The following is a 19,029-nucleotide window of genomic DNA, read 5'->3' as shown; positions in this document are numbered from 1 at the left end:
CAAGGAGACGTGCATGAGTTCTGAAACCCGTCTTGCCTTCGAGCACCCCGAGGCCCGCTCCGAAGCGCACGGTCAACCGGCCGCGCCGCCGGACCGGATTTCTCTGCGCGATCACGTGGTCGAGGCCGAAATCGGTGCGTTTCAGCAGGAACGGGGCACGACCCAACGCCTGCGCTTCAACATCGTGGTCGAGGTCGCGGCGCCCGAAGGGCCGGTGGCGGACGATGTGGACAAGATCCTGTCCTACGACACGATCACGGAATCCATCGCCTTCGAACTGGCCGCCGAACGCCTGAACCTGCTGGAAACGCTCGCCGAACGCGTGGCGGACCGCATCCTTGCGGCCCCACAGGCGCAGCGCACCTTCGTGAGGATCGAGAAGCTCGACCGTGGCCCCGGCGCCCTTGGGGTCGAGATCGTCAGGACGCGCGGGCAAAGCGCGCCGGTCGCCATGTCCGGCGCCGAGATGCCGCATCCCGTCGTGGTTCACCTGTCCAACACGGCCATCGCCGCCCCCGAACTGATCGGTCTGCTCGACACGCTCGAAGCGTGGAAGGCTCCGGCGATCCTGACCGTGGGCTATGCGGACCAGCCCGTGCCGGTTGCCAATCGCGACCTGCCGCAACGGCGGATCGACCTTCTGTCGCTCGAAATCAACGCGTGGCTCCTTGCCGCGCGCGACCGCCGCTGTGTCGTCGTGGGCACGCGCACCGAACTGGACTGGGCGATGAAACACGGCCAGATCTGCGTCTGGGCGCCGTCCAAGATCGTGCTGGATGCGGTCGATGGACACGATGCCGACGTGACCGACCCGCTGGCCCTGACCGCGTGGTTCGCACATCAGATGCAGGCCCAGGAAATCCTTTCGGTCGGGGGCGCTTTGCCCGAGACCGACATTCCCGCCCGCGCGCTCGGCATCGGTGAGGCGCCTTGAGCCGTTCGGAGCCCATCGCGCGCCGGGGTTCGCGCCCCGACACCGCGCTTCCCCTCGCCGGGCTTCGGGGGGCTTGGTTCGATGAGGTTCTGGGGCCTGACGATGCCGACGTTCGTGCCCGGCTGTCGGCGCCGCGCCCCGATCTTTGCGGCCTGACCCTCGACCGGCCCCGCGTCATGGGCATTCTGAACGTCACCCCCGACAGCTTCTCGGACGGCGGCGACCATGCCGGATTCGACGCGGCGGTCAAACGCGGGATCGCGATGGCGGACGAGGCCGACATCATCGACATCGGTGGAGAATCCACGCGCCCCGGCGCGGAAGAGGTGGCGGTGGACGAAGAGATCCGCCGCACGGCCCCGGTGATCGAAGCCCTGCGCGCGGCGGGGGTGACCACGCCCATCTCGATCGACACGCGCAAGGCGCGGGTGGCCGAAGCCGCGCTGGACGCAGGCGCGAACATCGTCAACGACGTGTCGGCCTTCGAATTCGATCCCGAACTCGCCGATCTGACCGCCGAACGCGACGTGCCGGTCTGCCTCATGCATGCCAAGGGCCTGCCCGACACGATGCAGGACAACCCGAGCTACGAGGATGTCGTGGGCGAGGTGATGGATCACCTCGAACGGCGCATCGGCTTTGCGGTGGACCGGGGTGTGAAGCGCGACCGGATCATCACCGATCCCGGCATCGGCTTTGGCAAGACGCTCGAGCACAACCTCGAACTTCTGCGTCACCTGACGCTTCTGCACGACTTCGGCCTGCCGGTGCTGCTGGGCGTGTCGCGCAAGCGGTTCATCGGCACCATCGGCCATGCGCCCGAGGCGAAGGATCGGCTGGGCGGCTCGCTTGCCATCGCGCTTCACGGTGCGGCGCAGGGGATGCATATCATCCGGGTGCATGACACGCGGGAAACGACACAGGCGCTGGCCCTCATGGCCGCGCTGGATGGAGAAGTCTGAGCATGGCGGAAAAACTCTTCGGCACCGACGGGGTGCGGGGGCTGGCCAACAGCCACCCCATGACCGCCGAAATGGCGCTGAAACTCGGCGCTGCGGCGGGGCGGTTCTTTCGCTCGGACGGCAAGAACGACCACCGGGTCGTGATCGGGAAGGACACGCGCCTGTCGGGTTACATGCTGGAGAACGCGCTGACCGCGGGTCTGACCTCGACGGGGATGAACGTGCTCCTCCTCGGGCCGGTGCCGACCCCCGCCGTGGGGCACCTGACCCATTCCATGCGCGCCGATCTGGGCATCATGATCTCGGCCAGCCATAACCATTTCACCGATAACGGGATCAAGTTCTTCGGCCCGGACGGCTTCAAACTGTCGGACGAGGCCGAAGCCGATATCGAACGGATGGTCGACGAAGGTGTGGAACTGGCGCATCCCGAAAACATCGGCCGTGCCCGGCGGATCGACGAAGGTCGGCATCGCTACGTCGAATTTATCAAGACGACCTTTCCGTCGGATCACCGTCTGGACGGGCTGAAGGTGGTGATCGACTGCGCCAACGGGGCCGCCTACCGCGCCGCGCCCGAGGCGTTGTGGGAGCTTGGGGCCGAGGTGATCGAGGTCGGGGTGAAGCCGAACGGCACCAACATCAACCTCGAATGCGGCTCGACCGACACCCGCACCGCCGTAAAGGCCGTGCTGGATCATGGCGCGGACGTGGGCATCTGCCTCGACGGGGATGCGGACCGCGTGATGATTATTGACGAGACCGGGCGCGTGGCCGACGGCGATCAGATCATGGCGCTGATGGCGGGGCGGTTTGCGGAAAAAGGTGCCCTGCGGGGTGGGGCGCTTGTCGCGACCGTGATGTCGAACCTCGGACTTGAGCGGTATCTTGGCGGCAAGGGCCTGCGGCTCGAGCGCACCAAGGTCGGCGACCGCTACGTGGTCGAGCGGATGCGCGAAGGGGGCTTCAATCTGGGCGGTGAGCAGTCGGGTCATATCGTGATGACCGACTACGCGACGACGGGCGACGGCCTGCTGGCCGGGCTTCAGTTTCTTGCCGCTATGGTCGAGACGGGGCAGCGCGCCTCGGACCTCACGCAGGTCTTTGACACCGTGCCGCAATTGTTGAAAAACGTGCGGTATCAGGCGGGTCAGACGCCGCTGGACGATGAAAATGTTCGCAAAGTGATTGCCGCGAGTGAGCAGGATCTGACTGGCAAGGGCCGCCTGCTGATCCGCAAATCGGGAACCGAGCCCCTGATCCGCGTCATGGCGGAATGCGAGGATGAGACGTTCCTCACACAGGTCGTGGACCGGATCGTGGCCGAGGTCGAACGCGCGACCGCCTAGGCCCGCAGGCGCTGGGCCACGCGCACCAACCCCTCCCACTGGCTGATCGCCATGCCGCTGAGGATTGCGACGAGGGCGAGCAGCATGGTGGGCGGGAGCGCCTCGTTCAACAGCGCCGCCCCGAGCGCGACCGAGACGAGCGGGACGATGTAGTTCACCAAGCTGAGGAACGTCGGGCCAGCCGACCGGATCAACACCGTGCGTAGAAAGTTCGCCGCCGCCGTCGGGATCAGACCCAGCACCGCCAGCGCGATGAAGGTGGTCCGGTCCGGCATCGGTGGTGGCCCGTCCAAGGCGAAGGCGACCGGCACCGTGCCCACCGCACCGACGATCATAATCATCGCGGACAGGCCCAGCGGGTCGATCGGCGGCAGACGCCGCATATAGATCGAGCCGACGCCGTAACACACCGCCGTTCCGAACACCGCAAGACCGCCCCAGAGCGCCATGGGGTCGCTTTGCGCGGTCAGTGTCTCGCCCCCGATCAGGATGACTACCCCGGCGAACCCGATCAGGAACCCGATGGTCGAGCGCAGCCGCATCCGCTCGCCGGGGACCATGAAATGCGCCATCGGCAGCACGATGAAGATCATCGACGCCATGGTGACGCCCGCGAAGGCCGATGTGACGTATTGCTGGCCCCATGGCAGAAGCAGGAACGGAAAGGTCGCGGACAACAGGCAGACAAAGATCAGCAGGCCCCAGTCACCGCGCGTTGGTTTGCTTTCGAACAGGCGAAAGCCGTTTGCGGCCCAGACCGCGAGCATCAGGATCGCGGCGAAGACGACGCGCGCGGCCGAGACCCAGCCGGGGCCGACGCCCCGAAGCGCGATCTCGACGATCAGGAAGGTCGATCCCCAGACGACCGCAAGCGTGGTGAACATGGCCCAGCTGGCCGGTGTGATGCGCGGTGTCGTCATGCGGTCCTCCGAAAGACGAAAAGACCCCGGCGCAGGGCCGGGGTCAATCAATCCATCGCATTGGCAATACGGCGAAATTCGCCGTTGCCGCCGGATCAGTTTTTCTCTTTGTCGACCATCTTGCCGGCCGAAATCCACGGCATCATGCCGCGCAGCTTGGCGCCGGTTTCTTCGATCTGGTGCTCGTCGTTCAGACGACGGGTGCCTTTGAAGAACGGCTGGCCGACGGCGTTTTCCTGCATGAAGTCACGCACGAACTTGCCGGTCTGAATGTCGGTCAGGATCTCTTTCATCGCCTTCTTGGTCTGCTCGTAGGGCAGAACGCGCGGGCCGGAGACATACTCGCCGTATTCGGCGGTGTTCGAGATCGAGTAGTTCATGTTGGCGATGCCGCCTTCGTAGATCAGGTCCACGATCAGCTTCACTTCGTGCAGACACTCGAAATAGGCCATCTCGGGCGCGTAACCGGCTTCGGTCAGGGTTTCGAAGCCCATGCGGATCAGTTCGACGAGACCGCCGCAGAGCACGGCCTGTTCACCGAAGAGGTCGGTTTCGCACTCTTCACGGAAGTTGGTTTCGATGATGCCCGAGCGGCCGCCACCGATGGCCGAGCAATAGGACAGGCCGATTTCCAGCGCCTTGCCGGTCGCGTCTTGGTGGACCGCGACGAGGCAGGGCACGCCGCCGCCCTTGACGTATTCACCGCGCACCGTGTGGCCCGGACCCTTGGGGGCCATCATGATGACGTCGACGCCCGGCTTCGGCTCGATCAGGCCGAAGTGCACGTTCAGACCGTGCGCAAAGGCGATGGCAGCGCCTTCTTTCAGGTTGTCGTGGACGTATTTCTTGTAGGTCTCGGCCTGAAGTTCGTCGGGCATGGTGAACATGATGACGTCGCACCAGGCGGCGGCTTCGGCGATGCCCATGACCTTGAGCCCTTCGCCTTCGGCTTTCTTGGCGGACGGCGAGCCTTCGCGCAGGGCGACGACCACGTTCTTGGCGCCGCTGTCGCGCAGGTTCAGCGCATGGGCGTGACCTTGCGAGCCGTAGCCGAGGATCGCGACCTTCTTGTCTTTGATGATGTTCACGTCGCAGTCGCGATCGTAGTAAACGCGCAGGCTCATGGCATGCTCCTTCAGTTATCGTTCGGCGGGCATACTAGAAGGAGATGCGTGTTTGTTCGTGCGAAATCGCGACATTTGAAGTCAAATGTCGATAGATCATTCGCATTTCAGCGATGATGTGAAAGATCAATGCGTCGGGTCCGCGCCTCAGGCCGCGGCGCTCTGGGTGCGACTCGCCGTTTGGCCGTTGCGCGCCAGATGCAGCAGTGCCCGCGCTTCCGAGACCGACAGGGCGGGGCGGTTGAGGCGCATTCGGGCCAGTTCCGTCTCGTTGACCAGCCCGCGAAGTTCCGCGCGCGCCTCGTCGCCAAGGGCCTCCAGCGCCATGGTTCCGGTGAACAGGCTCTCGCTGGCCAGCCCTTCCGAGAACACCATTTCATGCCGGGCAAACAGCAGGTGAACGTAATGCGCCGTGCGGGTCGGGGCCAGAACGATGGAGCGGTCGTCGACCAGCGACTTCGCGGGCACCAGCACGTCGGTATGGCCGTAGTAGAACTCCGCCACGGCGGCGCGGATCAGGATGCGGTGGTTCGGTGACACGCAAAGCGCGCGCCGATTGCCCAACGCCCCGGCCTTCAGCCGGACGGGTGCAAGCGGCCCGTCGCCGGGCACGGTGCTGTGCCCGACCCAACGCAAGGGTTGAAGCCCGTGGTCGAGCGTATGGACGAGATCGCCGGGGCGCAGCCGTTCCACCGGCTTCGTGCCCGAGGCGACGTCGATCCGGGTGCCTGCCAGAAAGCAGGGCACGGCGATGTCGAGAATTTCGACCGGATCGACCCCGCCCGATGCGTCGAACGTCGACTCGCCCCGCACATAGGAAAGCGTCGTTCCGGCGGGCGGCGGGCTTCCCACGAACGCCACGCCGACCACGGTGGTGGTGTAGCCAACGGTGATCGACACGCCGATCATGTTGTAGGCGTTGCCCTGATCGTCAAAAAGCGAGACCTGAAACTCGTTCTCGACAAAGGTCGCGCCCTGCCAGCGGACATCGGTCGCCGAAGGCGTAAAGGTCGTGCCCCCGATGGTGACGGGCTGGGTCAGCAACTGGTCCGTCACGGTGTTGCCGGAATAGGGATTGTCTTCGATGATACCGTCGGAATCCTCGAACGTCACCGCGACCGGGCTGCCCGAGAACGTGAACGCCAGATCGTTCGGGTTTTCCCAACTGAAGGAATTGCCGTGTTGCGCGGAATTCAGAAGGTCTGAATTCCGGGTCGGACTTCCATCGGCGTGCGTGATGGACACGTCCGCCGTCGCATAGACGTAAATCGTCTGCTCTGCCATGCTCTGCCTGCAATGTTCGCGGTCTGCGCCGCTTCTGCTCAACTAACCAGAACGTTAACAGGTTTTCGGGCGCACGGCTAGCATGGAGCGGCTCTCAGTTTCCGCCTTTGGACCGCCATACACGTTGACCCGATTTGCTTAGAATGCGATGGGGTCATGCGCGAAATCTGCACTTTGCGAGGAATTCATGCGTATCGACGATACGGACCGCCGCCTGCTGCGCCGCCTGCTGGCCGATCCCGAGCTGAGTTCGGGTGCGCTGGCCGATCTTGCCGGCGTCACCCCGGCGACCGCATCCCGGCGGATCGACAAGATGACGCGCGAGGGTGTGATCCGTGGGCAGTTCGCCGTGATCGACTGGTCGGCGCTTGGCTATGACGTGCAGGTCTCGCTCCGCTTCACCATCGACAAGACAAATCCGCGCGCCTTCGACGAGTTTCTGGCGGCGGCGCGCGAGGTGCCGGAGGTGACCGAGATCCAGACCTTCCTCGGCAAGGTCGACGTGCGCCTGCACGTCATCGCGCGCGACATGGGGCATTATCAGCAAATTTACCGGGACCGCATCCTGACGCTCCCACATATCGCCGAGATCGAGGCGCTGATGCAGGTGGCCTCGATCGCCGAACGCGGGGCATTGCCGCTATGACCGAGATCGACGACACCGACCGCGCCTTTCTGCGTGCGCTCAGCGCCGACGCGACTCTGTCGGCGGGCGAGTTGGGGCGGCGGTTCGGGCTGTCGCAACCTGCGGCGTGGCGGCGGGTCAAGCGGCTTTCCGACGCGGGCATTCTGGCCGGGCGCCGCGTCGAGATCGACCACGAGGCGCTGGGGTTCGGCGTGACGGTCTTTCTGGGCGTGAAACTCGCCGCGAAAGGCCGGGTGAGCCTTGAAGATTTCGAGCGCGCGGTGGCCGCGATCCCCGAGGTGCAACTCGTCCATCACGTCCTTGGGCTATACGACTATCGCTTGCGGATCGTGGCCCGCGACCTGTCGGATTTCGAGCGTATCCTGCGCCGCCGCATCATGACGCTGCCGGGCGTGGGCGAGGTCGAGGCGAACGTGCTTTTGTCCGAAGAACGCCGCCCGGGTCCGATCTGACGCCAGATCAGGGCAGTCGGATCACCGGGGCCGCGCCGATGGGGATCGGCCCGAGAAACGCGCGGCCGTTCTCGAACTTGAGGGTGGCGTCCAGCGTTTCCGGGTCGCTCGACATCCGCGCCAGCATTTCGCCCGCGCGGGTCAGCGCGCCCACCAGCATGTCCGGGATCGCGCCTGCCGACTGGGCGATGGTGACCATGTCGCGCCAGTTCTCGGCTTTCACGTCCACCTCGCCATCCGCCACGCCGTTAGCCCCGACGACCAGAACCCCGGTGGCGTCCAGCGTCAGCGCGCCCCAATCCACGGTGACCCGCGTCAGTTCGATCTCGCGCGGCTGGGGGCGGGCGCGTTCGATGGCGAAACGGTCCCATGCGTTGTCGAACCGGATGGTCGCCCGCAGATGCGCCCGTTCGATCGTGTCCGACACCGCGCCGGAATCGCGGGCCGCTGCGATCAGCGACGGGTCCAGCCGGATGCCCGAGGCGGTGACATCGACATCGTAGACATGGCCCTGCCGCCCCGGCGTTTCCCGCATCGAAAGCTGCGCCGCGTCGATTTCCGTCGTCCCGCGCTGCGCCGACACGATATCCGCCGCAGCCAGTTCCAGAATGCTTTCGGTGATCGGCAGCTCGACCGAAGGGGTCAGGCTGGCCGAGGCGCGGAACGTCTCGGCGGTGATGCTGATGCGGTCGTCGCGCGTCGCGAACACCTGCTCGCCGGGGAAAACCGCGATCACGCGGGTCGGGGCATAGCTCAGCGACAGCGATTGGAACATCGGCGCCGACCACGCGATGCCCGTCTCGGGATCGGCAAGATTCAGGTCGGTGATCGTCGTGTCGAAGCGGCTGGGAAACCCGGCGGTGTCGAGCGAGGCATAATCGGCCGTCCACCCCTCGGCCCGGCGATCCTCGAACCAGCCTGCCAACACGCGCTCCGTGGCGCGTGAGCCGATGACCCAATAACCGCCCCATCCCACGAAGACGAGCACGATCAGGCTGATGATGATCTGGGGTGCCTTGCGCATGACGACCTCTCTGATACCGTCCCCCCTTCTAGCCAGCGCATGTGACAAGGGGAAGCGGGATGGAGGACGACCTGTGGGTCTTCGGCTACGGATCGCTGTTGTGGAATCAGGGTTTTGTGCATGTGGAGCAGGTGCTTGCGACGCTGTCGGGCTACCACCGGTCGTTCTGCATGCGCTCGATCCACCATCGCGGCACGGATGAGAACCCGGGGCTGGTGCTGGCGCTCGACGCGCAGGAGGGGGCAAGCTGCCGGGGCGTCGCCTACCGTGTCGATCCCGACCACCACGAACCCACCATGGCCTATCTGCGCGAGCGCGAGTTGATCTCGTCGGCTTATCTTGAGCGTGTCCTGCCGCTCGACCTTGCCGACGGGCGGCGGGTTCAGGCGGTCGCCTACATCATCGACCCGGAGCATGTGCAGTATTGCCATCTCGACCTCGACGAACAGGCCCGGATCATCGCGCAGGCGGTCGGGGGCAGGGGGCCGAACACGGAATACCTGTACAACACCGCAGGCCATCTGACCGAAGTGGGGATCGAAGACCCGGACCTGACGTGGCTCGCCCGCGAAGTGCGCCGGATCACGGCCTGACCCCCCATTCGTTCCTTGGCATGACGCCCAGCAAAGACTAACCTTTCCGCAAAACAACACATCCGGAAGGAGCTTGTCCGCATGGACCAGCCGGATCACGGGGCCGAGCCGAAGTTTACCCGCCCGTTGCGTCAGATCCTGACGATGCTCATCGTTCTGGGCCTCGTCGGCGTCGGCGTGTTTTTCGCCCTGCCGCAGGTGCTGCCGGTCTTTCTGGCGAACCTTTACCTGAACGCCTTCATCGGGCTGGTGTTCGTGATCGGTCTCGTCGCCTGTTTCTGGCAGGTGGTTCAGATCGCCAATTCGGTCGGCTGGATCAAACGCTTCGCGTCGGGCGAGCAGGACGGCAAGGGTGCGCCCCGGCTGCTCGCGCCGCTGGCGGCCCTGCTGCGCACACGGCGCGACCGGATGCAGATTGGCGCCTCGTCGGCGCGCTCGATCCTCGACAGTGTCGCGACCCGGATCGACGAAGAACGCGACATCACGCGCTACATCACCAACCTCCTGATCTTCCTCGGCCTGTTGGGGACGTTCTTCGGCCTCGCCACCACGGTTCCCGCGGTCGTCGAAACCATCCGTTCGCTCGCACCCGCCGATGGCGAAGCCGGGGTCGAGGTGTTCGACCGGCTCATGACCGGGCTCGAGGCGCAGCTTGGCGGCATGGGCACCGCGTTCTCGTCCTCGCTTCTGGGGCTCGCCGGTTCGCTGGTCGTCGGCCTGCTGGAACTCTTCGCGAGCCATGGTCAGAACCGCTTTTACCGCGAGCTCGAAGAATGGATGTCCTCGATCACCAAGGTCGGGTTCAGCCCCGGTGACGACGGGCAGGGCGAGGCGGGGATGGCCGCATACCTCACCTATATGGCCGAGCAGATCGAAGCCTTGCGTCAGGCCGTCGCCACCGCCGAGGACGGGCGCGCCACCACGGATGCGCGGTTGTGGCAACTGGTCGACGGGGTCGATCGGCTTGCCCGCAACATGGGCGAACAGCCCGATCTCGTGCCCTATTTCGAAAGCATCGCCGATGGTCAGGCCCGGATGGTGGACGCGATCGAAACGCAGAGCATGGCTTCGCCCACGCAAGCCGCCGAGACCGAGGATGCCGAGGCCCGGATGCGTCTGCGCTCCATCGACGTGCAGCTTCTGCGCATCCTCGAAGAGATGTCGGCCGGACGGCAGGAGACGATGGCCGAACTGCGGTCCGACATCAACGCTCTCACCAAGGCGATCCGCGCGTTAGGGGGGCAGTAAATGGCCCTCGCCCGACGCTCTGTCCGCAACGTCTCAGGCACCATCTGGCCGGGGTTCGTCGATGCGATGACGGCGCTTTTGCTGGTGCTCATGTTCGTGCTGACGATCTTCATGGTCGTGCAATACGTACTGCGCGAGCAGATTTCCGGGCAGGCGACGGAACTGGACGAATTGTCGATGCAGGTCGCGGGGCTGGCCGACGCGCTGGGGCTGGAGCGTCAGCGGACCGCGCAACTGGGCGAAGAGGTGGGCAGCCTGACCGCCACGCTGGGCGACATGCGCACGCAGAGCGCGGCGCAGCAGGCGATGATCTCGGAACTGACGGAAGAGACCGAGGCACAGGCGGAACGCATCGCTGGATACCAGAGCCAGATCGCCAGCTTTGAGGAACAGGTGGCGAGCCTGTTGTCGCAACGCGATGCCATCATCCTCGAACGCGATACGGCGCAGGCCGACCTCGCCGAGACCGAAGGCGAACTGGACGAGGCGCAGTCGCAGGCCGTTCAACTGCGCGCCAGTATCGACGAACTGGAAGATGCCCAGTCGCGCCTGATCTCCGAGAAAGAGGCATTGCAGATCGCCCTCGCTCAGGCGCGGGACGAGGTCGATGCCGAGGCCGAAGCGGCCCGCCTCGCCGCCGCGCGTCGCGAAGCGGTCGAAGCGTTGTTGGCCGATCTCAGGGCGTCGGCGGCTGAAACCGATGCGGCGCTTGCCACGGCACAGGCGACCATCGATGAGCGCACCGCCGCGCTGGACGAGGCGCAATCCACGATCGAAAGCCAGCAGGCCGACCTCGACGCAGCGCAAGCCGCCGCGCAACAGGCACGCGAGGAGCTGTCGGACGAGGAGGCCGCCCGTCTGGCCGATGCCGCCGCCCTTCAGGCCCTGCGTGAGCGTCTGGCGAATGCGGATGACGAGATCACCGCGATGACCCTTGCGCTGGAAGAACAGCGCCGGAAGGCCGAGGAAACACTGACCCTGCTGGCCGCCGCCCGCGCCTCGCAGGACGATCTCGAAGCCGCGCGCGATCAGGCCCTCAGCGAAGCCGACCGTCAGGCCGCCCTGCTGGCCACGGCGCAGTCCGCGCTGGAAACCGAAGAGGCGGCGAGCGCCGAGGCGCAACGCCGCGTCGCGCTGCTTAACGAACAGATGGCCGCCTTGCGTGAGCAGTTGGGCAACCTCGAAAACGTGCTGGACGAGGCAGAGGCGCGCGAGGAAGAGGCGCAGGTTCAGGTCGAGGCGCTGGGATCGCGGCTCAACTCCGCGCTGGCGCAGGTCGCCGCCGAACAGCGGGCGCTCGCCGAAAGTCAGGCGGCCCTGGCCGAAGAGGAACGCGCGCGGGCCGAACTGGAACGGGCCGAGGCCGAACGTCTGCGCGCCGAAGCCGCCGATCTGGAGAACTATCGCTCGGAATTCTTCGGCCGTCTGCGTCAGGTTCTGGGCGACCGGGATGGTATCCGGATCGAGGGCGACCGGTTCGTATTCTCCTCGGAAGTGCTCTTCCCGGTGGGCGGGGCCGACCTGTCCGCCGCCGGGCGTCAGCAGATTGCGCGCGTCGCCGGCACGCTGCGCGATGTCGCCTCGGAAATCCCGCCCGAGATCAACTGGATCCTGCGCGTCGACGGCCATACCGACAGCCAGCCGTTCCGGGGCAACGCGGAATATGCCGACAACTGGGAACTCAGTCAGGCCCGCGCTTTGTCGGTTGTGCGCTACATGCAGGATCAGCTCGGCTTCCCGCCTGACCGGCTTGTCGCGGCGGGCTTTGGCGAATGGCAGCCCATTGCCGAGGGCGACAGCGACGAGGCGCTGGCGGCGAACCGGCGCATCGAGTTGAAACTGACCGAGAAATAGGGGCTAGCGACCGACCCAGACTTCGGTCTCGATCCGGTCGAGCACCTCGCCGCCGCGTTCCAGCGTCACCTCGACCGCGTATACCCCGTCCGGCCAGCCAGCCTCTGGCAGCCGTTTCCCGGCGGCTCGGAAGTACAGCACCTGTTTCTTGTCGATCAGGGCGCGGGACCGGACCAGTTCGCTGCCGTCAGGCCGCATGATCGAGATTTCCATGACATCGGCCTGCTGCCCGCCATATGCAAAGCCCCAGGCCACCAGCGCGGGGGCCTCCGCCGAAAACTGCTTGCCGCCCACGCCCCCGCGTTTCACGTCCTCGTACTCCGGCACCTCGGTTCCGACCCCGACCGAGATCAGGCCGCCGCCGGTATAGGCCGGGCTCTCGGCCCAGAGGTCGTCTTCGTCGCCGTCATCCTCGCCGCAGGCCGTGATCTCGTCGGTGTTGAACGGGTCCACGACGCGCCCGTCCTGCCGGATGCTGACGTGAACATGCGGGTATTGCGTCCGGCCGGAGTAACCGACCTGTCCCAGCACGGTCCCCATGCCGACGCGCTGGCCGTTCGTCACCGCGACCGACCCCTGCTTCATGTGGCACATCTGGGTCTCCCAGCCGCCGCCGTGGTCGATCAAGACACCATTGCCGCAATCCTTGCCCTCGAGGATCTCCGGCGGCGTGTCGTCGAACCCGGTGTCGGGCATGCCGTCGCGCACGCCGCGCACCACGCCGGGGGCGGGGGCGAGGACGTCCACGCCCGCCTCCATCGCATCGAAAGTGTAGAGCGCGAAATCGGTGCCGCGATGCCCGTCATAGGCCATGGGACCGCAGGTGTAATCGGCGGCACCCGGACCGGGATCGGCGTCGGTGTATTGCAGGATGAAACAGTCCTCGCCCAAGGTGCAGTCGATGGGCAGGTTCAGGATCGGGTCGCGGGCAAGGGCGGGCGTGGCGATCAGGACGGCGGAAATGCTCAACTTCAGGGCGTGCATGATGCGAGATTACGCGACCTGCCGGTGTGTTCAAGCGGTTCGCCGCGCCCAGTCGATCGCGTCGTCGAGCCTGTCGTCACCCCAGAAGATTTCATCCCCCACGGCGAAGGTGGGCGAGCCGAAAATGCCCAGACGCATGGCGTTCTCGGTCTCTCGTTGCAGCCTGTCCTCGATCCGTGGCCCACGCGCCTCGCTCAGAACCCGCGCGGGGTCGGCCCCGGCGTGGGTGATGGCGAGCGTGAGGTTCGGTTCCTGTCCTGCGGGTTCGTCCATTTCGAACCAGAGGCGATAGGCCTCGCGCGTATAGGCTTCGCACCATCCTTCCTCCACGCCCAGCGTTGCCACCTGATTGGCGAGCACGAGGCCGGGCAGGGGATAGGGCGCGGGCAGGCGGGGTGTCAGGCCGAAGCGTTCGGCGCGGCGCGCGATGTCGCGCCACATATAGGCGGTCTTCACCGGCTTGTCCTTGAACGGGATGTTGTTCTGCAAGGTCATGATATGGCGCACGTTGAACGGGCGCCAGTTGAACGTGGCCTTGGTGCGTTTCGCGACATCGGCAAGACGCATCACCGTCAGGTAGCTGTAGGTCGATCCGATGGAATACCAGAAGTCGATCGGTGCCATGCAAGCCTCCCTCTCATCTTGGGAAAGGGTACCATCGGCATGCCGGCGAGTCATTTGGCTTGAGGCCAAAGAAAAGGGCCGACCAAAAGGCCGGCCCGATCCGTTGTGGTTCAGGGGCTCAGTCCGCCGTCAGAAGCGGGGGCTTCTTGCGAGAAGTGATGCGCGGCGACCCCGGCTCTTCGATGCGAAGGTCGATCTCGCCGTCCTTGACGCCGACCTGCACCAATCCGCCTTTGGCGAGCTTGCCGAAGAGCAGTTCCTCCGCGAGCGGCTTCTTGATGTGCTCCTGAATGACGCGGCCCAGCGGGCGGGCGCCCATCTTGTCGTCATACCCCTTGTCGGCGAGCCATTCCGCCGCCGCCGGGGTCAGTTCGATGGACACGTTACGATCCATCAGCTGCGCTTCCAGTTGCAGCACGAACTTTTCGACCACCTGCGTGATGACGTCCTTGCTGAGCGGCGCAAAGCTGATGACGGCGTCCAGACGGTTGCGGAATTCCGGCGTGAACGTGCGTTCGATGGCCGCCGTATCCTCGCCCTCGCGCCGCGCGCGGCCGAAGCCGATCGCCTCTTTCGCCTGTTCGGTGGCGCCCGCGTTCGAGGTCATGATGAGCACCACGTTGCGGAAGTTCACCGTGCGACCGTTGTGGTCGGTCAGCTGCCCGTGGTCCATCACTTGAAGCAGGATGTTGTAGACGTCCGGGTGCGCCTTTTCCATTTCGTCGAGCAGCAGAACGCAATGCGGGTGCTGATCCACGCCATCGGTCAGGAGCCCGCCCTGATCGAAGCCGACATAGCCCGGAGGCGCACCGATCAGGCGGCTGACCGCGTGCTTCTCCATATACTCCGACATATCGAAGCGCAGGAGCTCGACGCCAAGCTGGCTGGCAAGCTGGCGCGCCACCTCGGTTTTGCCGACGCCCGTGGGCCCGGCGAACAGGTAGTTGCCGATGGGCTTTTCGGGGTCGCGCAGACCGGCGCGGGACAGTTTGATCGCCGACGACAGCGCCGTGATCGCATCGTCCTGACCGAAGACCACGCGCTTGAGCGAGCCTTCCAGATCGCGCAGCACCTCTTGGTCGTCCTTCGAGACGGACTTCGGGGGGATGCGGGCGATCTTGGCGATGATCGCCTCGATCTCTTTCGTGCCGATGGACTTGCGCCGTTTCGAGGCGGCGACGAGGTGCTGGGCCGCGCCCGCCTCGTCGATCACGTCGATGGCCTTGTCGGGCAGCTTGCGGTCGTTGATGTAACGGTCCGAAAGCTCGACGGCGGTCTTGATCGCGTCGTTTGTGTATTTGATCGCGTGATGCTCCTCGAAGTAGGGCTTGAGGCCCTTGAGGATTTTCACGGTATCGTCGACCGTCGGCTCGTTCACGTCGATCTTCTGGAACCGGCGCGACAGCGCGCGGTCCTTTTCGAAGTGCTGGCGGAATTCCTTGTAGGTCGTCGAGCCCATGCAGCGCAGCTTGCCGCCCTGAAGCGCGGGCTTCAGCAGGTTCGAGGCGTCCATCGCCCCGCCCGAGGTGGCCCCGGCACCGATCACGGTGTGGATTTCGTCGATGAAAAGCACCGCGTCCGGGTGGTTTTCAAGTTCCGACACGACCGCCTTCAGACGTTCTTCGAAGTCGCCGCGATAGCGCGTGCCCGCAAGCAGCGCGCCCATGTCGAGCGAGAAGATCGTGGTTTCCGAAAGCACTTCCGGCGTCTCGCCCGCTTCGATCTTCTTGGCGAGGCCTTCGGCGATGGCGGTCTTGCCCACGCCGGGATCGCCCACCAGAAGCGGGTTGTTCTTGCGGCGGCGGCAAAGCACCTGAATGCAACGCTCGACCTCTTGATCGCGGCCGATCAGCGGGTCGATGTCGCCTTTGCGCGCCTTGGCGTTCAGATCGACACAGTATTTCCCGAGCGCGGAATCCTTGGCCTCTTCTTCCGGGGCCTCGTTGGTCGCTTCCTCGAAATCCGGGGTGCCGGAAACGGGGCGGGTTTCGCCGTAGGACGGGTCTTTGGCCACACCATGCGCGATGTAGTTCACCGCGTCGTAGCGCGTCATGTCCTGTTCTTGCAGGAAATAGGCCGCGTTGCTTTCGCGTTCCGCGAAGATCGCGACCAGCACGTTGGCCCCGGTCACTTCGGTCCGGCCCGAGGACTGGACGTGGATCGCGGCCCGCTGGATCACGCGCTGGAATGCGGCGGTCGGAACGGCTTCCGACCCTTCGATGTTCGTCTCGAAGGCCGACAATTCCTCGTCGATGTATTTCAGCAGCGTCCCCCGAAGGTCTTCCAGATCCACGCTACAGGCTTTCATCACACGGGCCGCGTCGGGCTCGTCGATGAGTGCCAGGAGCAGGTGTTCCAGCGTGGCCAGCTCATGCTGTCGTTCATTGGCATGAGCGAGTGCGGCATGGATGGCCTGTTCAAGCGTGTTGGAAAAGGATGGCAAGTGGTTCACTCCTCGTTTCCGGGGTCGCTGGACGGAGTGTGGCCCGTCCATTCGACCGTGGCCTCATAGTATTAAGGATCGGTTTTCCCAGCGGTTCTTCAAGTGTTTTCTGGCAGGAAAACGCTCACAGCCGGGTGATCGTTGCACGAAGGCCTAGAAATTATCCTTGGCCCGGCGAATTGCGGCGAAAACCTCGGCATCGCCGTCATGTTCCATATCCACGGCCTTCTTCATCTCCGGCAGCCCGGCGCGAAGGAACGGATTGGTCGCTTTTTCGAGCGACAGCAGCGACGGAACGGTGAATTCGCCGTTCTCGCGCAGTTTCGTCGTCTGTTCGGCGCGGTGGATCAGGTCGGCATTCTGCGGCTCGACCGACAGCGCGAAGCGGGCGTTGGCCGCCGTGTATTCGTGGCCCGAACAGATCAGCGTGTCGTCAGGCAACGCCATCAGCCGCGACAGGGTGCCCCACATCTGCTCCGGCGTGCCCTCGAACAGCCGGCCGCAGCCAAGCGCCATCAGGCTGTCGCCGGTGAAGGCGGCTTTCGAGTCGGGCATGTAGAACGCGATGTGGCCGATGGTGTGACCGTCCGCGGCGAACACCTGAACCTCGTGACCTGCGAAACTCAGCGCGTCGCCGGGTTCGACCGCCTTGTCGAGCGCGGGCAGGCGCCCCGCATCGTGTTTGCCGCCGACCACCCGGCAGCCGTAGGCCGCGCGCAGATCGTCCACGCCTTCGATGTGGTCGCCGTGATGGTGCGTGATGAACAGATCGGTCAGGGTCCAGCCCCGCGCGTCGAGTTCGGCCTTGATCGGCGCGGTTTCGGGCGCGTCGAATAGCACCGTCTCGCCCGTCGCCGCGTCATGGACGAGGAAGGCGTAGTTGTCGGAGCGGCAGGGGATGGTGATGAGTTCGAGCGTCATGTCGAGATGAATATGGGGGCCGGGGGGCGCTGGCTCAAGAGGGGATTTGCCCCCTGTTCACGGGGCGAGGATCGTCTAACCTGCGCCATATGCATCTGGACGCACAGGATCTTCGCGCTTTCTACTACCGTTCGGCCCTTGGCCGCGTGGCGCAGAAGAACATCCGTGACGAGGTTTGCCGGCTCTGGTCCGGTTCCGCCAAGGGGCAGACCGTGCTCGGCTATGGCTTCGCGGCACCGCTGTTGCGCCCGTTTCTGGCCGATGCCCGCCGCGTGATCGCGCTGATGCCCGCGCCGCAGGGGGTCATGGCGTGGCCTGCCGGAATGCCCAACGTGTCGGTTCTGTGCGAAGAGGTGCTTTGGCCCATCGACACCGGCGTGGCCGACAAGCTCATCATGCTTCATGGGCTCGAGACCTCGACGAACGCGCCGACCCTGTTGGACGAGGCCTACCGTGTGCTCGGACCCGGTGGGCGCGCGCTGTTCATCGTGCCGAACCGCGCCGGGCTGTGGTCGCGGTCGGACAACACGCCCTTCGGCTATGGTCGCCCCTATTCGACCGGGCAGCTCGAACATCAGCTTCGCGACCACGGCTTCGCGATCGAGCGGCATTCTGCCGCACTCTATCAGCCGCCCACCCATCGCCGTTTCTGGCTCAAGACCGGACCGATGTGGGAAAAGGTCGGGGCAGGGGCCCCGCGCATGGCGGGGGGCGTTCTGCTGGTCGAGGCCTCGAAACAGGTGAAGGCACAGCACCGACCGGGGCTGCCGGAGGCGGTAAAGCGCCCACTCAGCGTGTTGGAGGGGCTTGGCGCGCCCGAGCCGGGGCGGCAAGCTGGCCGGACGGCCAAGGGATTCGGTCCCTGTCCGTGAACATCCGGTCCGAAGGCCTGACAATCACAAGCCGGACGCCCTATTTCGCACGCACCCACGCCTACTTTCTATATGTTGGCGCAAAACCCCGTCATGCGTATTGCGGGCTTGGGATTGCTCTGCTAGACCCCCGCTGAATTTCAGATCGCTCGCAAAAATGCGGCATCGAGAGGCCGCCCCTGACTGCGCTCGCAGCCAAAGGATGGGGCTAAAGACATCGGAAGGGTGGACGTGTCCGAACCAGCTTCGATCACTTCTGGGATTGCCCAGCGTTACGCGACGGCCGTTTTTGAACTGGCCAAGGAAGAGAACTCCCTCAAGGCGGTGGAAGGCGACCTCGACCAGCTCGACGGCGCCCTCGCCGACAGCGCCGACTTCGCGCGCCTGATCCACTCGCCGGTCTATGGCCGCGACGCTCAGGCCGCGGCGATCAAGGCGCTCGCCTACAAAATGGGGCTTTCCAAGCAGATGACCGGCGTGCTCGCCGTCATGGCGCAGAAACGCCGCCTGTTTATCCTGCCGCAACTCATCGCCAAGCTTCGCGAGATGATCTCGGAAGACAAAGGCGAAGTCGTGGCCGACGTGACCGCCGCCAAGGCGCTCACCAAAGCCCAGCAGGACAAACTTGCCAAGGCGCTCAAGGCGTCGGTCGGCAAGGACGTGAAAATCAACATGGCCGTGGATGAAAGCCTCATCGGCGGCCTTATCGTGAAAGTCGGGTCCAAGATGATCGATAGCTCGATCGCTTCGCGCCTGAACGCACTCCAGAATTCCATGAAAGAGGTCGGATAAGAG

18 protein-coding genes are annotated in these 19,029 nt (G+C 65.1%); 10 read left to right on the top strand and 8 right to left on the bottom strand.

Features of this window, described 5'->3' with window-relative positions:
- The first annotated feature begins 13 nt into the window (after nucleotides 1-13).
- Genes HOY44_RS03965 through glmM form a run of 3 tightly spaced genes read left to right on the top strand, consistent with a single transcriptional unit; the run spans nucleotide 14 to nucleotide 3,245 of the window.
- On the top strand, nucleotides 14-934 hold the full coding sequence (locus tag HOY44_RS03965; protein WP_287433167.1) for a dihydroneopterin aldolase: 921 nt from the start codon (nucleotides 14-16) through the stop codon (nucleotides 932-934).
- Nucleotides 931-1,896 (top strand): dihydropteroate synthase, encoded by a 966-nt coding sequence (folP, locus tag HOY44_RS03960; protein WP_287433166.1) that lies wholly within the window; start codon nucleotides 931-933, stop codon nucleotides 1,894-1,896. The genes HOY44_RS03965 and folP overlap by 4 nt, the downstream gene beginning before the upstream one ends.
- A 2-nt stretch (nucleotides 1,897-1,898) precedes the next feature.
- A complete protein-coding gene (gene glmM / locus HOY44_RS03955) occupies nucleotides 1,899-3,245 on the top strand; it encodes a phosphoglucosamine mutase (RefSeq protein ID WP_287433165.1) in 1,347 nt (448 codons plus the stop codon).
- On the opposite strand, the gene HOY44_RS03950 is transcribed toward glmM, so the two are convergent.
- The 3 genes from HOY44_RS03950 to HOY44_RS03940 form a co-directional block, all read right to left on the bottom strand.
- Entirely contained in the window at nucleotides 3,242-4,165 is a 924-nt protein-coding gene (locus HOY44_RS03950; protein ID WP_008334785.1) for a DMT family transporter, read from the bottom strand. The two genes, glmM and HOY44_RS03950, sit on opposite strands and share 4 nt — an antisense overlap.
- Before the next feature lie 95 nt (nucleotides 4,166-4,260).
- Nucleotides 4,261-5,283: a ketol-acid reductoisomerase gene (ilvC, locus tag HOY44_RS03945; protein ID WP_040885859.1), complete on the bottom strand. Its 1,023-nt coding sequence runs from the start codon at nucleotides 5,281-5,283 to the stop codon at nucleotides 4,261-4,263.
- Between the two features lie 153 nt (nucleotides 5,284-5,436).
- Entirely contained in the window at nucleotides 5,437-6,573 is a 1,137-nt protein-coding gene (locus tag HOY44_RS03940; RefSeq protein WP_287433164.1) for a Hint domain-containing protein, read from the bottom strand.
- 187 nt (nucleotides 6,574-6,760) lie between these two features.
- Here HOY44_RS03940 and HOY44_RS03935 point away from each other — a divergent pair, with 187 nt between their 5' ends.
- Both HOY44_RS03935 and HOY44_RS03930 read left to right on the top strand, forming a co-directional pair.
- Nucleotides 6,761-7,219: an Lrp/AsnC family transcriptional regulator gene (locus HOY44_RS03935; protein WP_040885260.1), complete on the top strand. Its 459-nt coding sequence runs from the start codon at nucleotides 6,761-6,763 to the stop codon at nucleotides 7,217-7,219.
- Nucleotides 7,216-7,671 (top strand): Lrp/AsnC family transcriptional regulator, encoded by a 456-nt coding sequence (locus tag HOY44_RS03930; RefSeq protein WP_008334793.1) that lies wholly within the window; start codon nucleotides 7,216-7,218, stop codon nucleotides 7,669-7,671. Before HOY44_RS03935 ends, HOY44_RS03930 begins: the two co-directional genes overlap by 4 nt.
- A gap of 7 nt (nucleotides 7,672-7,678) precedes the next feature.
- Here HOY44_RS03930 and HOY44_RS03925 read toward each other — a convergent pair whose 3' ends face one another.
- On the bottom strand, nucleotides 7,679-8,695 hold the full coding sequence (locus tag HOY44_RS03925) for a DUF2125 domain-containing protein (RefSeq protein WP_287433161.1): 1,017 nt from the start codon (nucleotides 8,693-8,695) through the stop codon (nucleotides 7,679-7,681).
- Between the two features lie 59 nt (nucleotides 8,696-8,754).
- Here HOY44_RS03925 and HOY44_RS03920 point away from each other — a divergent pair, with 59 nt between their 5' ends.
- The 3 genes from HOY44_RS03920 (at nucleotide 8,755) to HOY44_RS03910 (ending at nucleotide 12,390) form a co-directional block, all read left to right on the top strand.
- Nucleotides 8,755-9,288 (top strand): gamma-glutamylcyclotransferase, encoded by a 534-nt coding sequence (locus tag HOY44_RS03920; RefSeq protein ID WP_138421528.1) that lies wholly within the window; start codon nucleotides 8,755-8,757, stop codon nucleotides 9,286-9,288.
- A gap of 81 nt (nucleotides 9,289-9,369) precedes the next feature.
- On the top strand, nucleotides 9,370-10,536 hold the full coding sequence (locus HOY44_RS03915) for a biopolymer transporter ExbB (protein WP_138421527.1): 1,167 nt from the start codon (nucleotides 9,370-9,372) through the stop codon (nucleotides 10,534-10,536).
- The gene (locus tag HOY44_RS03910; RefSeq protein ID WP_287433160.1) at nucleotides 10,537-12,390 is read left to right on the top strand and encodes a peptidoglycan -binding protein; all 1,854 of its coding nucleotides are present in this window, start codon (nucleotides 10,537-10,539) and stop codon (nucleotides 12,388-12,390) included. It begins immediately after the preceding gene.
- A 3-nt stretch (nucleotides 12,391-12,393) separates the two neighbouring features.
- Here HOY44_RS03910 and HOY44_RS03905 read toward each other — a convergent pair whose 3' ends face one another.
- The 4 genes from HOY44_RS03905 to gloB form a co-directional block, all read right to left on the bottom strand.
- On the bottom strand, nucleotides 12,394-13,374 hold the full coding sequence (locus tag HOY44_RS03905) for a M23 family metallopeptidase (protein WP_287433158.1): 981 nt from the start codon (nucleotides 13,372-13,374) through the stop codon (nucleotides 12,394-12,396).
- Nucleotides 13,375-13,404: 30 nt separating this feature from the next.
- Nucleotides 13,405-13,998: a 2-hydroxychromene-2-carboxylate isomerase gene (locus tag HOY44_RS03900; RefSeq protein ID WP_287433157.1), complete on the bottom strand. Its 594-nt coding sequence runs from the start codon at nucleotides 13,996-13,998 to the stop codon at nucleotides 13,405-13,407.
- A gap of 118 nt (nucleotides 13,999-14,116) precedes the next feature.
- On the bottom strand, nucleotides 14,117-16,441 hold the full coding sequence (gene clpA, locus HOY44_RS03895) for an ATP-dependent Clp protease ATP-binding subunit ClpA (RefSeq protein WP_040885264.1): 2,325 nt from the start codon (nucleotides 16,439-16,441) through the stop codon (nucleotides 14,117-14,119).
- 153 nt (nucleotides 16,442-16,594) lie between these two features.
- Nucleotides 16,595-17,362 (bottom strand): hydroxyacylglutathione hydrolase, encoded by a 768-nt coding sequence (gloB, locus tag HOY44_RS03890; RefSeq protein ID WP_287433155.1) that lies wholly within the window; start codon nucleotides 17,360-17,362, stop codon nucleotides 16,595-16,597.
- A gap of 89 nt (nucleotides 17,363-17,451) precedes the next feature.
- On the opposite strand from gloB, the gene HOY44_RS03885 reads away from it, so the two are divergent.
- Nucleotides 17,452-18,234 (top strand): class I SAM-dependent methyltransferase, encoded by a 783-nt coding sequence (locus HOY44_RS03885; protein WP_008334808.1) that lies wholly within the window; start codon nucleotides 17,452-17,454, stop codon nucleotides 18,232-18,234.
- A gap of 231 nt (nucleotides 18,235-18,465) precedes the next feature.
- Entirely contained in the window at nucleotides 18,466-19,026 is a 561-nt protein-coding gene (locus tag HOY44_RS03880; RefSeq protein ID WP_287433152.1) for a F0F1 ATP synthase subunit delta, read from the top strand.
- Nucleotides 19,027-19,029 lie beyond the last annotated feature (3 nt).

This window comes from Maritimibacter sp. (assembly GCF_016774595.1).
Taxonomy (GTDB): domain Bacteria; phylum Pseudomonadota; class Alphaproteobacteria; order Rhodobacterales; family Rhodobacteraceae; genus Maritimibacter; species Maritimibacter alkaliphilus.
Note: the sequence above shows the minus strand (reverse complement) of the source record. Positions and strands in the feature narration are given on the sequence as shown.

Excerpts from the sequence above, each read along its gene's own strand:
- HOY44_RS03965 (WP_287433167.1), top strand. The coding sequence starts at position 14 with ATGAGTTCTGAAACCCGTCTTGCCTTCGAGCACCCCGAGGCCCGCTCC.
- glmM (WP_287433165.1), top strand. The coding sequence starts at position 1,899 with ATGGCGGAAAAACTCTTCGGCACCGACGGGGTGCGGGGGCTGGCCAAC.
- HOY44_RS03950 (WP_008334785.1), bottom strand. The coding sequence starts at position 4,165 with ATGACGACACCGCGCATCACACCGGCCAGCTGGGCCATGTTCACCACG.
- HOY44_RS03940 (WP_287433164.1), bottom strand. The coding sequence starts at position 6,573 with ATGGCAGAGCAGACGATTTACGTCTATGCGACGGCGGACGTGTCCATC.
- HOY44_RS03935 (WP_040885260.1), top strand. The coding sequence starts at position 6,761 with ATGCGTATCGACGATACGGACCGCCGCCTGCTGCGCCGCCTGCTGGCC.
- HOY44_RS03930 (WP_008334793.1), top strand. The coding sequence starts at position 7,216 with ATGACCGAGATCGACGACACCGACCGCGCCTTTCTGCGTGCGCTCAGC.
- HOY44_RS03925 (WP_287433161.1), bottom strand. The coding sequence starts at position 8,695 with ATGCGCAAGGCACCCCAGATCATCATCAGCCTGATCGTGCTCGTCTTC.
- HOY44_RS03920 (WP_138421528.1), top strand. The coding sequence starts at position 8,755 with ATGGAGGACGACCTGTGGGTCTTCGGCTACGGATCGCTGTTGTGGAAT.
- HOY44_RS03915 (WP_138421527.1), top strand. The coding sequence starts at position 9,370 with ATGGACCAGCCGGATCACGGGGCCGAGCCGAAGTTTACCCGCCCGTTG.
- HOY44_RS03910 (WP_287433160.1), top strand. The coding sequence starts at position 10,537 with ATGGCCCTCGCCCGACGCTCTGTCCGCAACGTCTCAGGCACCATCTGG.
- HOY44_RS03905 (WP_287433158.1), bottom strand. The coding sequence starts at position 13,374 with ATGCACGCCCTGAAGTTGAGCATTTCCGCCGTCCTGATCGCCACGCCC.
- HOY44_RS03900 (WP_287433157.1), bottom strand. The coding sequence starts at position 13,998 with ATGGCACCGATCGACTTCTGGTATTCCATCGGATCGACCTACAGCTAC.
- gloB (WP_287433155.1), bottom strand. The coding sequence starts at position 17,362 with ATGACGCTCGAACTCATCACCATCCCCTGCCGCTCCGACAACTACGCC.
- HOY44_RS03885 (WP_008334808.1), top strand. The coding sequence starts at position 17,452 with ATGCATCTGGACGCACAGGATCTTCGCGCTTTCTACTACCGTTCGGCC.